This is a genomic window from Shewanella sp. 553, from assembly GCF_059338375.1.
This window is the reverse complement of sequence record NZ_CM181701.1, coordinates 2,881,115-2,898,273: the sequence shown is the minus strand read 5'-3', so window position 1 is coordinate 2,898,273 and position 17,159 is coordinate 2,881,115. Positions and strand designations below refer to the sequence as shown.

Here is a 17,159-nt window from a genome sequence, read left to right as displayed (position 1 = left end):
TCATTTTAATGACCGGGATAAAGTAGCCTTATCCCGCATGATTCTAATCCTGCGCTAAGCGCAGCATTAATGGTGATTTATTTGTCCCTTTCGCGATAAAACCGCTCATATCGGCAGGCATTTTGGCAAATACCTGCTCAGCTTGCTCGCGAGTAGTGAATGTACCGAAAACACATGCACCTGTTCCGGTCATTCTAGACGGCGCATATTCTATCAGCCACGCCAATGCTTTGGCAACTTGGGGGTGACGTTTGGCGACCAGTTGTTGGCAATCATTGTGCCAGTTGCTGGTCATTAAATCGGCTAAAGACAACTTTGGTGTGTCTCGTGGTAATTGTGGGTCGTTAAATACCTCTGCCGTTGATACATGAACATCAGGTGTCACTACTAAATACCAAGGTTCTGGTAAATCTACCGCAATAAGTTTTTCACCTACCCCTTCGGCAAAAGCGGCTAAACCATTAATAAAAACAGGCACATCAGCACCTAAACTTAAGCCAATCTCTGCTAATTGTGTTAATGATAATTGGGTGTCCCATAAGTGGTTTAGCGCCACCAATGTTGTAGCCGCATCTGACGAGCCGCCGCCAATTCCACCGCCCATGGGTAATTTTTTATCGAGCCATATCTCTGCGCCTAAAGTGGTGGCGGTTTTTTTTTGCAGTGATTTTGCTGCTCTAAGAATTAAGTTATCTGTATTTGCGACAACATCACTGATGTTGGAGTGTAAGGTGAGTTCGCCAGTCTGGTTGATGGCAAAATCCAGTAGATCACCCTGCTCGATAAATTGAAACAGAGTTTGCAGTTCATGGTAACCGTCATGACGACGGCCATTGATGTGTAAAAACAGGTTAAGTTTTGCTGGCGCAGGCCATGCGGTAGAGCGTTTATTGGTCATGCGGTAGTCCGGCGTAATCAGTTAATTCTGTGCTGTTAGCAAGTGCTTGCCATAGATTAATTTGTATTTTTAATCGAACATCTTCACGGGTTAGTTCAAGTGTTCTAGGAAGTTGTGCGCCGCTTTGAGATTGCCAACTTTTAAACTCCACCTGCCATGGGGCTTGAGTCATGGTTGACTGCACTCGTTGAGGTCTGTGGTTGTTATCGTAACTGACTATCTGATCTGTAGGCGACACTTGGCCAGTTATCCATAATGGTAAATGTTCGACAGGGATAGACCAGCCTGTGAGCCGCTTGAGCAATTGCTCGGCATCATGATGCTCATAGGTGTTGTCGTCAATCATTAAACGAGCGCCATTGTCGTCACGCTCTAGCAGCATGATCGTTGTGCCTAACATTGTGGTTAGGCGTAATTGATCGCTGTCAGGGGTGTGAAGCCAATATAAATTAGTACTAAATTTATCGTCACGGGTTTTGGCCGCGAGCTTGCCCTGCATCTCCCAAGCTTTGGCCTGCTTTACATGGTCAACATTGACGGCCTGCAGAGCAATATCGGAGTGGCTTGCACACCCCCCTAACAATAAAGGGGTCAGTAATAGGGCGCTAATAAAGATTTTTGTGAAGTAGTTCAAATTATTCATCTATTACTGTTATATCGAGCCCATATCATACGAGCGCTGGATATAAATACCAATGCCAATCGTTAAATTTCCTGCTAACTCTAGGTTTAAAGGCGATACAACCTCTTGGTTCAATCACTTGTTTTTGGTCGTTTTTGTCCCGCTTTAACGTGAGAAATACGTTACAAACGAGATTATTATTCGGTTTTGTTAAGCGTATTCTGTTTTTAGTTGGCTCAATTCAGTAGAATGGCCGCCACTAAGAGAGATTAATCAGGGCGATGGCCCTTGCATGAGGATTTTGCCGCCAGTTGATATTAGGTCATGTGACTTGCATTACTCCTAAGTGTTGTCGGTTTATGGTGTAATGGTTACAGCACTTTGTTGGCAAAATTTAACTGCAAGCTAAACCCTAGTCGTTCGCCTCAAAGCCGTTAGTGGAGCAATATGAGCCAGTCGCATTTTCGCTTGTATTCTGACCACCGCTTTGAGCCAGAACAAATCTAATTCGCAAGATAAACAGACCCTAGAGACCAGAAAGAGTCAGATGAGCCTTGTAGCAATCGGTATTAATCATAAAACAGCGACGGTAGACCTACGTGAAAAAGTAGCGTTTTCACCCGATAAAATTCATGACGCGATGAAAAGCCTTGCCAGTCAAACCAAGACGGGTGAAGCGGTGATCATCTCGACCTGTAATCGCACCGAACTTTACTGTAACAACGGTGAAGTGCAGGACGTGATCAAGTGGTTAGAGGATTACCATCAGCTGTCCCATGAAGACGTGCTGCCTTGCCTGTACCAATATCGCGGCCAAGAGGCCGTGCGTCACCTGATGCGTGTCTCTGCTGGTCTCGACTCGCTTATCTTAGGTGAGCCACAGATTTTAGGCCAAGTTAAGCAATCTTTTGTTAAGGCCAAAGAAGCTGGCACGGTGGCAGTCACCATGGACCGACTGTTCCAAAATACCTTCTCTGTTGCTAAAAAAGTGCGCACCGAAACTGAAATCGGCGCCGCGGCCGTATCGGTGGCGTTTGCCGCCGTGAGCATGGCTAAACATATTTTCTCGGCTTTGAGTGCCACCAAGGTGTTACTCATCGGCGCAGGTGAGACCATAGAGTTGGTTGCTCGGCATCTTAAAGACAATGGCGTCGAGTCGATGATTGTGGCTAACCGCACAATTTCACGCGCCGAAGCCATGTGCGAAGAGTTCGGCGCGACCGCTATTACTCTAGAACAGATACCAGATTTTCTCCCTAAGGCCGATATCGTGATATCCTCTACCGCCAGCCCATTACCTATACTGGGTAAAGGCATGGTAGAAAAAGCGCTGAAACAGCGTCGTCATCAACCTATGTTGTTGGTTGATATAGCAGTTCCTAGAGATATTGAAGCCGAAGTAGGGGATCTAGATGATGCCTTTCTCTACACGGTTGACGACCTGCAAAGCATCATTGAACAGAATATGGCCTCCAGACGTGAGGCTGCCGAGCAAGCCGAATTAATTGTTGAAGAAGAATCTCATCTTTTCATGGAGTGGATCCGCTCATTAGAGTCGGTCGACAGTATTCGTGAATACCGTACCCAAAGTATGGCGATTAAAGATGAGCTGGTGGAGCGTGCGATCAATAAGTTAGCCCAAGGCGGTGATAGCGAACAGCTAATACTGGAACTGGCCAATAAGTTAACCAATAAATTGATCCATGCGCCGACTCAAGCCCTCACTCAGGCGAGTCGACGCGGTGACTTTAACAGTATCGGACAATTAAGAACGGCGCTTGGATTAGATAAAGACTAAGGTTAGCGTTGGAATGAAGGACAGTGTGATTCGCAAGCTTGAAGGCTTGCTTGAGCGTAATGAAGAAGTATTGGCGCTACTGAGCGATCCTAGCGTGATTGCCGACCAAGAGCGTTTTCGCGCTCTGTCCAAAGAGTATTCACAACTCGAAGACGTGGTAAGAAGCTTTAAGGCATTTCAACAGGCGCAGGCCGATCTCGAGTCGGCGCAAGAGATGTTAGCCGAAGACGATGCCGAGCTAAAAGAGATGGCGCAAGAAGAGATTAAAGCCGCCAAGCAAGTGATTGAGACGCTCGAAGACGAACTGCAGATCCTACTGCTGCCTAAAGATCCTAAAGACGACAACAATGCCTTCGTAGAAATTCGTGCCGGCGCAGGGGGTGATGAAGCTGCCATCTTTGCCGGTGATCTGTACCGTATGTATAGCCGTTACTGCGAAGCCAAACGTTGGCAGGTCGAGGTGATGAACGCCAACGAAGGCGAGCATGGTGGCTTTAAAGAGATCATCATTAAAGTGTCTGGCGATGGGGTTTATGGCCGACTGAAATTTGAATCGGGTGGTCACCGTGTACAGCGTGTGCCAGAGACCGAGTCGCAAGGACGAGTGCACACCTCTGCTTGCACTGTGGTGGTTATGCCTGAAGTCCCCGAAGCCGAAGCGATTCAAATTAATCCTGCCGATCTGAAAGTGGATACTTTCCGTGCATCGGGCGCGGGTGGTCAGCACGTTAACAAAACCGATTCGGCTATCCGTATTACGCACATTCCGTCTGGCATCATCGTAGAGTGTCAAGATCAGCGCTCGCAGCATAAAAACCGTGCTCAGGCGATGAGTGTACTGACGGCCCGTATACAAGCTGTTGAAGACGAAAAACGCCGCAGTGAAGAGGAATCGACTCGCCGAACATTAGTGGCCAGTGGTGATCGCTCTGAGCGTATCCGTACTTATAACTTCCCTCAGGGACGCGTCAGTGAGCACCGTATCAATTTGACTCTTTATCGCTTAAATGAAGTGATGGAAGGGGATTTAGATGCGATTATCGAACCACTAATGCAAGAAAACCAAGCCGATATGTTGGCTGCTTTAGCAGACGATTAATATACTCTAATATCGCGACTCTAGGTTAATAAGGATATTTTTTTGTACCAGACGTTAGCTGAAGCCCTTCAATGGGCTTCTTCTCAACTTGTTGAGATCTCTGATACCGCCAAGCTAGATGCCGAAGTGATGCTACTGCATGTCATCCATAAGCCGCGCAGCTACCTCTACACTTGGCCCGATGAACGTATTACCAGTGAACAGTCCACCGCGTTTCAGCAGATGGTCGCAAGGCGTGCTATTGGCACTCCGATTGCGCATATTGTGGGTGAACGTGAGTTTTGGTCATTGCCGTTTATGGTTAATCCCACCACGCTTATTCCGCGTCCTGATACCGAAATTTTGGTTGAGACCGCGTTAAACTTGCCGTTAGCACAAAATGCTAAGGTGCTCGATTTAGGCACGGGAACGGGGGCAATAGCCCTGTCGTTAGCCTTTGAGCGCAGCACATGGCAGATCACGGCCGTCGACAAAGTGATTGAAGCTGTGGCTTTGGCTAAGGCGAATCGTGACAACTTGAAGTTACCGCAAGTCGAGGTGCTACAAAGTGATTGGTTTGATGCTGTCAATCAGTACGATTTCAATCTTATTGTCTCTAACCCGCCTTATATCGACGAAGAAGATGAGCACTTGTCTCAAGGCGATGTACGCTTTGAACCACAGAGTGCGCTGACCGCTGCCGAACATGGTTATGCTGATCTGTTCCATATTGCGCAGTCGGCGCGTGATTATCTGGCGCCCGGTGGCTATTTGCTACTCGAACACGGTTTTGAGCAAGCCATTACGGTGCGCAATAAGATGATTGAGCTAGGTTATGAGTCGGTGTCGACCGTGAGAGACTTTGGCAGTAACGACCGTTGTACCTTAGGTCGCTGGCCTAGGCAGGGTTAACTGACACGCCTGATGCTTGACAGCGACTAACGTGATTAAACGCCATTGGCTTATGCTAATGGCGTTTTTGTTTGTGTATCTTACCGTTGTGGATGTTGCTTATCTCTATATTGAGCTAGGGGCTATCTCTATGGATTTTATTGTAGATTGTGGGCAAACGTAATATGAATGCAATCTCGTTAATTAATGATGTTAACCCATTGGACTGGTTTAATTCTTAAGAGCTTAGTTATTAGGCAAGGGTCATAGCACCGCTTATAGATCAATCGTTAAGGCAGTGGTACTAAGCCAAGCCTTCTTACCTCTTACACCTGCGCAAAGTAAATGAGCTTCGGTAAGGTGACTGCTCATATAGGCAACAATTGCTTGTATAAACTCATCTGCAACACTACCTTAACATTCTGGGTGGGTAAATTATTGTATGTTTATTCACCTCTAGATAGGTTAGTCATCGTAGTAGGTTATGGGTGTAACGTCAGTCAATACTTACAGAAACAGTTGGGTAACTTGTTGTTTATTAATAACCAAGGAGCTAGGTCTATGAATGTTAAGTTAGCCAATGTCGCGCTACTATCAGCCATCATCAGTGTGTCAATGTCGACTCATATGATTGCCAACGCCGCAGGTGGTGGCGGTGTGGTCACAAGCGAACCGGGTCAGCACTTTGATACTAAAGGGCAAGAGCCATCGCAATACACCATAGCGTTACAAAATGGCTTGCGTAAAACCCTGCCGTTTGATGATAAGCGTGACTTTGAAGAAGCCCAAAAAGGCTTTATTGCGGCGCCTGACTATAAACAAATTATGGCCGAAGCCGGTAACGTTGCTTGGGATATGGGCAGTTACGAGTGGTTGCTCGATGAAGGTCAAACCTTCGATACCATTAACCCTTCGTTGCAGCGTCAAGCAGTGCTCAACATGGCTTATGGCTTGTATGAAGTGTTGCCCGACCACATTTATCAGGTACGAGGCTATGATCTTGCTAATATCAGTTTTATTAAAGGGAAGACGGGTTGGATTGTATTTGATCCTTTAACGGCCAAAGAGACCGCGGCGGCGGCATTGGCCTTTATTAATCAGCAATTGGGTGAGCGTCCGGTCGTGGCCGTGGTCTACTCACACTCTCATGCCGACCACTTTGGTGGGGTCCGTGGTGTGGTCGATGAGCAAGATGTTCAAAGTGGTAAGGTGAAAGTCATTGCCCCAGAAGGCTTTATGCATCATGCGGTCGCAGAAAATGTGATGGCAGGTAATGCCATGACGCGTAGGATGTTTTTTCAATACGGTGTACTACTTCCCAGAAGTCCCTATGGTCATGTGGATCAATCTATCGGTAAAAATACCGCGGCGGGTAATTTAGGCTTAATCGCGCCTAACGTGATTATCGATAAAGCCTTTACTGAAATGACCATAGATGGTGTCAACATGGTGTTTCAAAATACTCCAGGCACTGAAGCGCCAGCAGAGATGAACACTTGGTTCCCAGACTTGAAAGCCTTTTGGGCCGCCGAGAATATTACCGGCACTATCCATAATATCTATACCTTACGTGGCGCATTGGTACGCGATGCATTGGAATGGTCTAAGCAAATTAATATTTCGCTGTATAAATTTGGTCAGCAGGCTGAGGTGATGTTTGCTTCCCACTCTTGGCCGCGCTGGGGCAATGAGCGTATTCAAGAGGTGATGCGCAGTCAGCGTGATACCTATGCTCACCTCAATAATCAGGTGCTGCACCTGGCCAATCAAGGGGTAACAATTAATCAAATTCACAATGTATATAAGCTCCCCGAGAGTTTGCAGCAGCAGTGGTCAGCCCACAGTTACCATGGCTCTGAGGAGCACAATAGCCGCGCGGTGTTGAATCGCTATCTAGGTTACTGGGATGCTAACCCAGCCACTTTAATGCCACTATCACCAGAAGAATCAGCGCCCCTATACGTTGAGATGATGGGTGGCAGCAGTAACATTATCGCCAAAGGCCAGCAATTATTTGAGCAAGGAAAATATTTTCATGCCATAGAGATCCTCAATAAACTGGTGTTTGCTGAGCCTCAAAATCAAGCGGGTAAGGATCTACTGGCTAATGTATATGAGCAGATTGGTTATCAAAAAGAGAGCCCTAGTGTGCGTAATAGCTTTTTAGCGGCGGCTTACGAATTACGTAACGGCATGCCAACAGGCGCTTCGCCTAAATCGACAGGGCCTGACCTTATCCGTGGTATGTCTACCGGGTTATGGCTTGACTACCTCGGAGTTCGCCTTGATACCAGCAAGACTGCAGATAAACACTTTGTCATTAACTTGGTCACTCCGGATAACGGCGAGCAGTATCTGGTTGAGTTGAGTAATTCGGCGCTGACCAATATCGAAGGGGTACAATCACCGCAAGCGGATCTCACCTTAACGATAGATCGCAGCGAGTTAAATGATGTGATGATGGGCGCGCAGAGTTTCGATGAAAAAATCAAAGCCGGCAAGGTGAAGGTTGAGGGCAACCGCCGTGCCATCGATGAGCTAATGGGCGCATTGGTCGAGTTCTCTATGGCGTTTGAGCTGCTGCCTGGGACACTGTCAGACACAGCCAAATAAGTCTGGATACTCTTACCGCTGATAGTCAGTTTTAATTGATTGGCGGTACGATATAACACCACGCTAAAGCTGCTGCCTTAGCGTGGTTTTTTATTGGGCCATTGGAGGTTGATAATAGGAGAGGGCATGAATCAGTGACATTATCTTATGTAAATTCATCACGCTGCCTAGATTATCTTAGGTTGATGGTCGCGACGCTAATGAGGGGGAATTTATCGTCAATAATCGGTTGATGCTATTGGTGCGGCTGGAGCAGATCAGTTACACTAGCGCCTTTGCCAGCAACCAAAGAATTTAAAATGGACAGTTTATACCCCGCTATAAAGCATATTCACCTGACGTTTATTGCCCTCAGTGTACTGTTTTTTATTGTGCGTTTTGCGCTGCACTTAAAGCAGTCGCCTATTATGGAGAAGAAGTTCGTTAAGATAGCCCCGCACGTTATCGACACTTTGTTGGTGCTGTCTGGTTTAACCCTGTGTTTTATCATCAAGCAATATCCTTTCCAAGATGCATGGCTGACCGAAAAGATCGGTGGACTATTGGCTTATATTTTCTTAGCGACTATCGCGCTAAAAGCCAATCGCAACAAGCTGTTTAAAGTGTTTGCAGCCCTTGGTGCAATCGCTTGGGTAGCCTATGCAGGTAAGGTCGCCATGTTTAAACAAGCGATATTACTGAGTTAATGACACAGATGATCCTACAAGATGAGCTCTTGTTACCCGAGAGCGCGTTTGACATCACTCAGCATTTAGGTTTTTCCAATAAGAAGAGTGCTAATTGGGCCTGGCTTGAACTTGCAGGCTCAGTGCTGAGTCACTATGTGGTTGACCGTGAAGATCGATTGAATGCTCTGCTTAAGTGGTTTTATGGCGACTTAGGTTTTTGCGCTCGAGATGCTTATTTTAGTGTTGAAGCTGCCGATTTAGGCAGCTGCATACTCACTCGCCAAGGCAATAGCACAACCTTGGCCACGTTACTGATGTTACTGGCGAAACAGTTAGACCTAGTGCTTGAGCCTTTGCTACTGCCGGGCAATACAGTGCTGTGCAGTCGAATCGATAAGCAGGTGCGTTATATTGACCCATTAACGGGTCAGTCACTGACCAAGCATCAGTTACATGTTTTGGTGCGTGGCGAGTTGGGTAATGGGGCGGCCTTTAAACCGCGTTACTTAAAGCCTGCAAGTTTAAAGCGGTTATTGTCGCGCATGATCCACGAGCTTAAAGCGGGCGCGATTTTATCGAACCAGTTTGAGAGTGCGATGGAGTGTTGCAACCTGTTATTGCAATGGCATAGCGATGATCTCAACCTCAATCGTGAACGAGCCTTTATTGCACAGCAGTTAGGCTGTATCAGTGTTGCCGCCGCGGATTTACAGCATTTTGTCGACAATAGCCCGCATGATCCTGTGACTGAATTAGTTAAGCTGCAGATTAAAGAGCTAAGCGAAGATCTTGAGGTATACCATTAAAGAAAAGCTGAAGCCGTTATGGTTTCAGCTTTTTTATGTGGTTTGATGACGGCCATGACAATAGACGCCTTGCAGGGCAATCAATTATTTTATGCTGCTCGGCTCGCAATCTTGTCAGTCTTATATTGAACCGCCTGCAGTAACAGGCTAAAAACGACTCACCATTTAATCAGCAATACCATCATTAATATTTACAATAGGCTGCATCACAGGCCAAATAAAAACGTGCTTTGATAAGCCGAATAAAACAACAAATTGATATTAAAAATAAAACTAAAAATAGATGTGAATTAGGGGGAAATATGAGCGGTACCGCATTAGTGACCAATGATGCCACTGGGCTGGGATTATTAGCAGCCATTTTAGGCTTGGTGTTTTATACCAATAGCAGTTCTCATCCATTTTGGGTGAAATTTTATCGTTACATTCCGGCGTTGTTACTGTGTTATTTCCTGCCATCACTGCTTAATTCATTTAATATTGTCGATGGCGATACCTCTAAGCTCTATTATGTGGCTTCACGTTATTTACTGCCAGCCTGCTTAGTATTATTGATCTTAAGCGTCGATTTAAAAGCGATCTTAGGCTTAGGCCCTAAAGCCATTGTGATGTTTCTCACCGGCACCGTTGGTATCGTGATTGGCGGGCCGATTGCGTTGCTTATTATCTCCAGCATTAATCCTGAGATCTTAGGTGTGAGTGGCCCCGATGCGGTCTGGCGTGGCATGACCACCTTAGCCGGTAGCTGGATTGGCGGTGGCGCTAACCAAGCGGCGATGAAAGAGATCTATGAAGCGGGCGGTAACATCTTCTCCATTATGGTGACAGTGGATGTGATCGTAGCCAATATCTGGATGGCGGTGCTGCTCTATATGGCCTCCAAAGCCAAGGAGATCGATGCCAAAACTGGCGCCGATACCCGTGCTATCGAGACCTTAAAACTTAAGGTTGAGAAGTACCATGCCGAACATTCGCGTATTCCAAGCTTACGTGACTTGATGATGATAGTGGCGGTCGGTTTTGGTATTACCGGACTGGCGCACATGTTTGCCGATTTCCTCGGGCCTTTTTTCGAAACCAATTATCCGTGGACACGTGATTACAGTTTAACGTCTAAATTTTTCTGGTTAATCGTCACTGTCACCACTATCGGTTTGGCGATGTCATTTAGCCCAGTGCGCCATTTAGAAGCCGCTGGCGCCTCTAAAGTGGCGTCGGCCTTTTTGTATATTCTGGTTGCCACCATTGGCTTGCATATGGATGTGTTTAAACTATTTGATCCGGCAAATCTTTGGTATTTCGCCATCGGTATTATCTGGATGTTAGTGCATGCCAGCTTTATGCTGCTGGTGGCTAAACTGATTAAGGCGCCGCTGTTTTATATGGCGGTGGGCAGTCAAGCCAATGTGGGCGGAGCAGCATCTGCGCCGGTTGTGGCGGCGGCATTCCACCCCGCATTAGCGCCCGTCGGTGTGTTATTGGCGGTGTTGGGCTATGCTGTAGGCACTTATATGGCATGGTTATGTGGCCAAATTTTACAGGCAGTTGCGCTATAATCGCCTGCTGCGATACCTATTTGAACAATGCTAAGGTGTGGCCTTAGCTTCTTAAGAGAGAAGTAACGATGAGTAATAAAACCATAAAGTTAGGTAGCATTGAGATTGCAAACGATAAGCCGTTTGTGTTGTTTGGCGGCATGAATGTGCTTGAATCGCGTGATTTAGCCATGCAGATCGCGGAAACCTATGCCGAAGTTACTCAAAAATTAGGGATCCCTTATGTGTTTAAGGCTTCATTCGATAAAGCCAACCGCTCTTCGGTGAACTCCTACCGTGGCCCAGGTATGGAAGAGGGGTTGAAGATTTTTCAAGAGATAAAATCGACCTTTAACTTGCCGTTGATCACCGACGTCCATGAAACTCATCAGTGTGCGCCAGTTGCCGAAGTGGTCGATGTGATTCAGTTGCCCGCGTTTTTAGCTCGCCAGACAGATCTGGTGGTAGCAATGGCCAAAACCGGTGCCATCATCAACGTTAAAAAACCGCAATTTTTAGCGCCACACGAGATGCGCCACATCATCACTAAGTTTAATGAAGCGGGTAACGATGAGATCATGCTGTGCGAGCGTGGCTCAAGCTTTGGTTACAATAACTTGGTGGTCGACATGTTGGGTATGGATGAGATGAAGCAATCGGGTTACCCAGTGATCTTCGATGCGACCCATGCCTTGCAGCGCCCGGGTGGCCGCAGCGACAGTGCGGGTGGACGTCGTGCTCAAGCCACTGAGCTTGCCCGCAGTGGTATGGCATTAGGCTTAGCCGGTCTGTTTATTGAAGCGCATCCCGATCCAGATAACGCTAAATGTGACGGCCCATGTGCACTGCCACTGCACCAACTGGAAAACTACCTCAAGCAGATGAAGGCGGTGGATGAGCTGGTTAAATCATTCGAGCCTATCGATACCAGTAAATAATGACTTAACGTCACTTTACCAAGCCTCGCCATTGCGAGGCTTTTTTTTGCCTATTTTTAAGGTTGGCTACAGCCTGATTCGGTATCGTGTTGAATATTCAGCGTTATACTCCGTGACGCCCAAAGATTGCGGCAGTGAGTATGGTTGGGGTAAGCCGAACGGTATTAGGCTGGCTATAATGAACGCTGCAATGACAGACGATAATAACAAGTACGCTTAAGTACAAGGAGTGATGATGACAACAAACACGCAGGCACCCGGTTTATTGGGGCGGGCACTGGATACCATAGAACGAGTGGGCAATAAATTGCCCGATCCGGCCATGTTATTCTTAATGTTACTGTTTGCGGTGTGGGGCCTATCGGCGCTGTTATCTGGGGTCAGTTTTGAGGCTATCGACCCTCGTACCGATGCGCCCATAATAGTCACCAACCTCTTGAGTGCTGAGGCGCTAACGCACTTTCTAACCTCCATGGTATCGACGTTTACCGCCTTTGCGCCTTTAGGTGTGGTGTTAGTGGCGATGTTGGGTGTGGGAGTGGCGGAGCATTCTGGCTATATCAATACCGCGTTAAAGCAGATGCTTAAGATAACGCCGGCTAAATTGTTAACCCCTGCTGTGGTTGTGGTGGGGATTATCTCCCATACCGCGACCGATGCGGGCTATGTGGTGGTGATCCCGCTGGCTGGGGTGATCTTTTTTACCGTAGGCCGCCATCCGCTGGCGGGGATCGCGGCAGCTTTTGCAGGTGTGTCTGGCGGCTTTTGTGCCAACTTTATTCCCTCGGGTATCGACCCATTACTGCAAAGTTTTACCCAATCGGCGGCGCAGATTGTCGATGGCGATATTCAAATTAATCCGTTGAATAACTGGTTTTTTGCCGCTTCATCGTGCATTCCGATCACCTTGATTATTTGGTATCTCACCGACAAAGTGTTGGAGCCGCGTCTTAATCGAACCCACAAGGTCAATCGCGACGCGGTAGATATTCCTGAGATGGAGCTGACAACGCCGAGCGAGCTTAAGGCGTTTCGTATCGCCAGCCTGGTGATGCTGGTGGCGATTATTGGCTTTTTCTCGTTAACCCTGCCTGAAACCTCGACCTTGCGCGACGCTAACGGCTCACTCACCAGTTTTAGCGCCCCTTTGATGAAGTCGATCGTGCCATTGATTTTTATCTTCTTCCTGTTGCCTGGGTTAGTGTATGGCTATCTCACTAAGACCTTTACTCAGTCTGCCGATGTGGTGCAGGCGATGTCTAAATCGATGAGTGGCATGTCGCACTATATTGTGATGGCTTTTTTCTGCGCCCAGTTTGTCGCGGCGTTTTCAGCCTCTAATTTGGGGGCATTAATCGCGGTTGAGGGGGCTGGTGCACTCAAGGCACTCAACTTGTCAGCTGAAGTCACCATCGTCGGCATGATACTACTGGTGGGCTTTGTTAACTTATTTGTCGGCTCATCGTCAGCCAAATGGGCACTGATTGGGCCGGTATTGGTGCCCATGTTAATGCAGCTCAATATTAGTCCAGATCTGTCGCAGGCTGCCTATCGTGTCGGTGACTCGAGCTCAAATATCATCACCCCTTTGATGCCCTATTTTCCCTTGGTGGTGGTCTATTGTCAGCGATATGTGCAAGGCATAGGCATCGGCACCTTAATCGCCATGATGTTGCCTTTTAGTGTGGCATTGATGTCGATTTGGAGTGCCTGGTTATTGCTGTATTGGTCGCTTGGGTTGCCACTGGGCTTAGGAGCCAGCTATACCTACTTTTAGTTCTAGACGCTTCACTCACCTGAGATTAGAACTACCACGTTGAGCAAAGAGTGACGGGTAGCGAGCCAACAGGATAAGAAAACGCCATGATCAACATGGCGTTTTTTTATTAGCTACGCAGGCTCTCAATCAGATAATTGAGGCTGGGGTTGTTCTCTAAGTTTGCGGTCGGGGTGACGTTAAACTTAGGGGCGATGAGCCAGTTGCGCTGCACTAGCTCATCGAGCAGATCCAGATACTGCACGCTGGTTTTTCCCACCAACAGATTGGTTAAGCCGCGGCTGCTAGAGAGCTGCAACATCTGCAGAAAACCACTGAGGTAAAGGTGGTCTTTGGTGAAACCGCCGCCGCGATAGACCCGCGCCGTCGTCACAAAAGCGTCACCTGGCTCCATACCCACCTCATCTACTAGGTAATTATGGGTGAGATAAAAATCTTGCTCTTTGAGCATAGATTCAACCGCCAATACGCGACAGGCGAGGGTATTGAGGCGTGAGTGTGCCATAAAGCCAGCCTTTAGTTCGGCCAAGATAGCCAAACCTTCCTGGGTATAGGTGGCGCCTGGTAATCCAAGGCGTAACACCTTTAAGGGCTGCTGTTTGGCATTTAAGGTGGTTGCCATGTGGACCCCCAGTTCATGCTGGATCAGCCGCTGTACCTCTGCATGGGAAAATGTCGCATGGCTGTTAACGGTCAGCTGTGGTGGCATCGAGCTCACCATGGCCCGCGCCACAATCGATGAGCTGAGGCTTACCTTGCACTGCATGTCCCATTGCTCAGCTTGTCGCTTCATGAGTTCGGTGGCGGTTTTGGCATCATATTGCTCACCAGCAACCTCAGCAATCTCTTTGGCATATAACAAGAACTTCGCATTGTTAATTGCATGCGTATCGGGGCGGCCATGATAGCGTAGCGAGTTATAAACAAAGCCTTCTTGGCTAACACTGGTCAGTAAGTCGACCTGTTCGCCGAGCTTATTGACGATATCGCTGTACATCTGTTTGAGCGCAGGATCCGAGATATTGTCTATCGGTAATCGATACAACTTATATTTAAACTCGTTGGCATCGATAGGCAGCTGACGGTAGCGAAAGTTGGGCTTATAACGGCTTGGCGCGCTAAAAAAGCGTTTGCGCTCAGCAACCAAGTTGGTCGGATTGACATACTTTAAGGTGTCGACCTTTTGCGCTAAGCGAAACAGGGTAGCATCGATGTCCAGTACTGCTGGCTCTATGGCACTGCTGAGCATGTCGGCGCTACGGGTTTTACTGCGTCGATTTAACTTGCGCTGAAAATAGGCACTGGTGGCACTGAAGGCGTTTTTAAGCCCTAACTTTAAGTCATCGAGCACGATAGGATAAACTTCGCCAGTAAGTTCATCCATAAACACTTTTTTGATCTCAGTGGGTAACACTAAGGTGCGGTCAAAGTGCGCATTGGTATGGGCAATAAGGTAGCCTCTACCCTCAAAAATCGCGTTAATTTTAGCGTCAACTTCAATATTGGGTAGGGTGATCTGATTGAGTTCACTCTCGAACTTTTTCACCACAGGTGCCCAACGCTCCATGTCGATTTGCGCGGTGCCGATATTGAATACTGGCACGGATTTGTCGATGCGTTTGTAATTGTACGAATGCAGGTCAAACACAATCACCATGCCAAACAAGGACTCTAGTTTGGAGATTAGCGCTTCATAGAGAAGATAAAAATCATTGTGTTTGGCTTGGCTGATCGCGCGCTGTTTGGCACTAAGCGGTTTACGCCATACCTGTTTTAACCAGGCTGATTTGTAATAGGTGCTTAAACTTTTGGGTCGATTCAGATCGTACTCAAAACGTGAGTCAGTACCCACTAACGTGATGGGTTGTGATGCAATCACCTCGTCGGTGTATGGATCTTCCTCAAAATAGCGTTCCTCAGCGCTAAGCTGACCGAGTTTGATCAGCTCATGACGCAGGGTATGGCCCGCATGGATAGCGGTACATACTACAGGCAGGTATTCTTCAATTTTAATAAAACAACCTGACGATTCGAGTTGCCCCGAGAACGCTTCGCCGCGTTTAATCAGGCCTAACATTTGCTCTAAACTATAGGTTTGCATCTTCTACCGCACGTCGATATGCACTCTTACGTTGCATCAATAAGTCTTTTGAATTGATGATGTTTTCGGCAAAATCGATCACCTGCTTTTGCAGTTTAACGCGGTTAAGCTTGTTAATACGGGTTATGCCACCTGGGCTTAACACGTTTACCTCGACCAATTTATTACCTATCACGTCTAGGCCGGTAAAGTAGAGACCATCGCGCACCAGTTTAGGGCCAATCGCGGCGCACAGTTCGCGCTCTTCGCGGGTGATGGTGTGTTTGACGACGGTACCCCCGGCGTGCACGTTAGAGCGAAATTCACCGCTGGCGGGGACGCGTCTCATGGCACCAATCGGTTCGCCATTGAGCATTAAGATGCGTTTATCGCCTTCCTCGGCGCCCTCGATGTAATCTTGTAAGATCACGTAGTTACTCTGATCATCGGCACCAATATAAAAGTCGAGTAGCGAGCTAAAGTTCTGCCGTGCGCTTTTTTCAATGACAATAACTCCGTGACCGCCAAAACCGTTTAAGGGTTTAAGGATCATCTTGTCGCTGTCACTCTCTTCGAGTACGCGTTGCAAGTAGTCACGGTTTTTGGATACGTGGGTGGTAGGAATATAGCGACTCGCCGCACCACTCATGCTGGCGGTGTACAGTTTGTTATTGGCAACCCTTAACCCTTCAAGATCGTTAATGATCAGGGTGTCACCTTTTACCGAGTCGAGAAAGTTTAACGCTAAGTTGTCCAGTGGTGGGTTAGCGCGCATAAAAATGCAGTCAAACCCAGCCATTGGCAGACGCGCCTTATGAAACTCAACTGAGCGATAAAAGCGCGGAATATTATCCGGAATTTTCATGCCCTTTTTGATGATTTGGCAGAACCCGTAGACGCTACTGTCTCGAATGGTTAAACCACTGGTGGTGGTTATGGCAACGGTGTGACCACGCTGAGCGCACTCATGAACTAGTCTAAGGGTAGTATCGGATTCAGCATCGATACGTTCCCACGGGTACATCAAAAAGCAAATGTGCATCTTAGTTAAGCAACCTCATCTTCCGGGTGTGATTCTACATAAGTGTATTGTTCAACACGCTGATTAACAGTGCTGTTGAGCGTGTGAAATTTCTTTGGCTCTCGTGTGAGTTTTAGGTATTTCATCCACACATGTTCGAGCTTAGTATTGGCTTTATTAGGGTGTTTTAGCACCTTAATAAAATGTTTTTCCTCTGCAGTCTCAGGGTCTAATTGCCGGGCCTCGAAGGCTTGCATTGTGTCGCCGTATAGGCTTAACAATTCCGCTTCGGATAAGGTAAATTCTCCTGACTTGCTGAACCCTCTTGGAAAGTTTTTGTCATCAAAAAAACGCTTTTGACCAAAACGGAATGACTCTTCTGACATGGCAACCTCTAACTGTGATTTAAACGCTTTAACTACAGGGATATTCGA

At 47.4% G+C, this 17,159-nt stretch carries 14 protein-coding genes; 9 read left to right on the top strand and 5 right to left on the bottom strand.

Features of this window, described 5'->3' with window-relative positions:
- Positions 1–43: 43 nt before the first annotated feature.
- Together ispE and lolB are read right to left on the bottom strand one after the other, a co-directional pair.
- Positions 44–898: a 4-(cytidine 5'-diphospho)-2-C-methyl-D-erythritol kinase gene (ispE, locus tag AC5YBZ_RS12815; protein ID WP_494521151.1), complete on the bottom strand. Its 855-nt coding sequence runs from the start codon at positions 896–898 to the stop codon at positions 44–46.
- A complete protein-coding gene (lolB, locus tag AC5YBZ_RS12810; protein ID WP_494521152.1) occupies positions 888–1,541 on the bottom strand; it encodes a lipoprotein insertase outer membrane protein LolB in 654 nt (217 codons plus the stop codon). The genes ispE and lolB overlap by 11 nt, the downstream gene beginning before the upstream one ends.
- A 526-nt stretch (positions 1,542–2,067) precedes the next feature.
- Between lolB and hemA the strand changes: the two genes are divergently transcribed.
- From hemA to AC5YBZ_RS12765, 9 genes are all read left to right on the top strand, one after another.
- The gene (gene hemA, locus AC5YBZ_RS12805) at positions 2,068–3,318 is read left to right on the top strand and encodes a glutamyl-tRNA reductase (protein ID WP_494521153.1); all 1,251 of its coding nucleotides are present in this window, start codon (positions 2,068–2,070) and stop codon (positions 3,316–3,318) included.
- A 13-nt stretch (positions 3,319–3,331) separates the two neighbouring features.
- Entirely contained in the window at positions 3,332–4,417 is a 1,086-nt protein-coding gene (prfA, locus tag AC5YBZ_RS12800; protein ID WP_494521154.1) for a peptide chain release factor 1, read from the top strand.
- Between the two features lie 42 nt (positions 4,418–4,459).
- Entirely contained in the window at positions 4,460–5,308 is an 849-nt protein-coding gene (prmC, locus tag AC5YBZ_RS12795) for a peptide chain release factor N(5)-glutamine methyltransferase (RefSeq protein ID WP_494521155.1), read from the top strand.
- Positions 5,309–5,848: 540 nt separating this feature from the next.
- The gene (locus tag AC5YBZ_RS12790; protein WP_494521156.1) at positions 5,849–7,900 is read left to right on the top strand and encodes an alkyl/aryl-sulfatase; all 2,052 of its coding nucleotides are present in this window, start codon (positions 5,849–5,851) and stop codon (positions 7,898–7,900) included.
- 299 nt (positions 7,901–8,199) lie between these two features.
- Positions 8,200–8,586 carry a SirB2 family protein gene (locus tag AC5YBZ_RS12785; RefSeq protein ID WP_494542989.1) on the top strand — a complete coding sequence of 129 codons (387 nt, stop codon included), beginning with the start codon at positions 8,200–8,202 and terminating at the stop codon, positions 8,584–8,586.
- Complete coding sequence (locus AC5YBZ_RS12780; protein WP_494521158.1) at positions 8,586–9,374, top strand: transglutaminase family protein; 789 nt, start codon at positions 8,586–8,588, stop codon at positions 9,372–9,374. Before AC5YBZ_RS12785 ends, AC5YBZ_RS12780 begins: the two co-directional genes overlap by 1 nt.
- A 302-nt stretch (positions 9,375–9,676) precedes the next feature.
- Positions 9,677–10,930: a DUF819 family protein gene (locus AC5YBZ_RS12775; RefSeq protein WP_494521159.1), complete on the top strand. Its 1,254-nt coding sequence runs from the start codon at positions 9,677–9,679 to the stop codon at positions 10,928–10,930.
- Positions 10,931–10,998: 68 nt separating this feature from the next.
- Entirely contained in the window at positions 10,999–11,847 is an 849-nt protein-coding gene (gene kdsA / locus AC5YBZ_RS12770) for a 3-deoxy-8-phosphooctulonate synthase (protein ID WP_475514585.1), read from the top strand.
- A gap of 235 nt (positions 11,848–12,082) precedes the next feature.
- Entirely contained in the window at positions 12,083–13,624 is a 1,542-nt protein-coding gene (locus AC5YBZ_RS12765; RefSeq protein ID WP_494542988.1) for an AbgT family transporter, read from the top strand.
- A 109-nt stretch (positions 13,625–13,733) separates the two neighbouring features.
- Here AC5YBZ_RS12765 and AC5YBZ_RS12760 read toward each other — a convergent pair whose 3' ends face one another.
- The 3 genes from AC5YBZ_RS12760 to AC5YBZ_RS12750 are packed head-to-tail and all read right to left on the bottom strand — an operon-like array spanning position 13,734 to position 17,111.
- Complete coding sequence (locus AC5YBZ_RS12760) at positions 13,734–15,725, bottom strand: flavohemoglobin expression-modulating QEGLA motif protein (RefSeq protein WP_494542987.1); 1,992 nt, start codon at positions 15,723–15,725, stop codon at positions 13,734–13,736.
- Complete coding sequence (gshB, locus tag AC5YBZ_RS12755) at positions 15,712–16,746, bottom strand: glutathione synthase (protein ID WP_494542986.1); 1,035 nt, start codon at positions 16,744–16,746, stop codon at positions 15,712–15,714. Before gshB ends, AC5YBZ_RS12760 begins: the two co-directional genes overlap by 14 nt.
- 5 nt (positions 16,747–16,751) lie before the next feature.
- On the bottom strand, positions 16,752–17,111 hold the full coding sequence (locus tag AC5YBZ_RS12750) for a MaoP family protein (RefSeq protein WP_494542985.1): 360 nt from the start codon (positions 17,109–17,111) through the stop codon (positions 16,752–16,754).
- Positions 17,112–17,159: the final 48 nt, after the last annotated feature.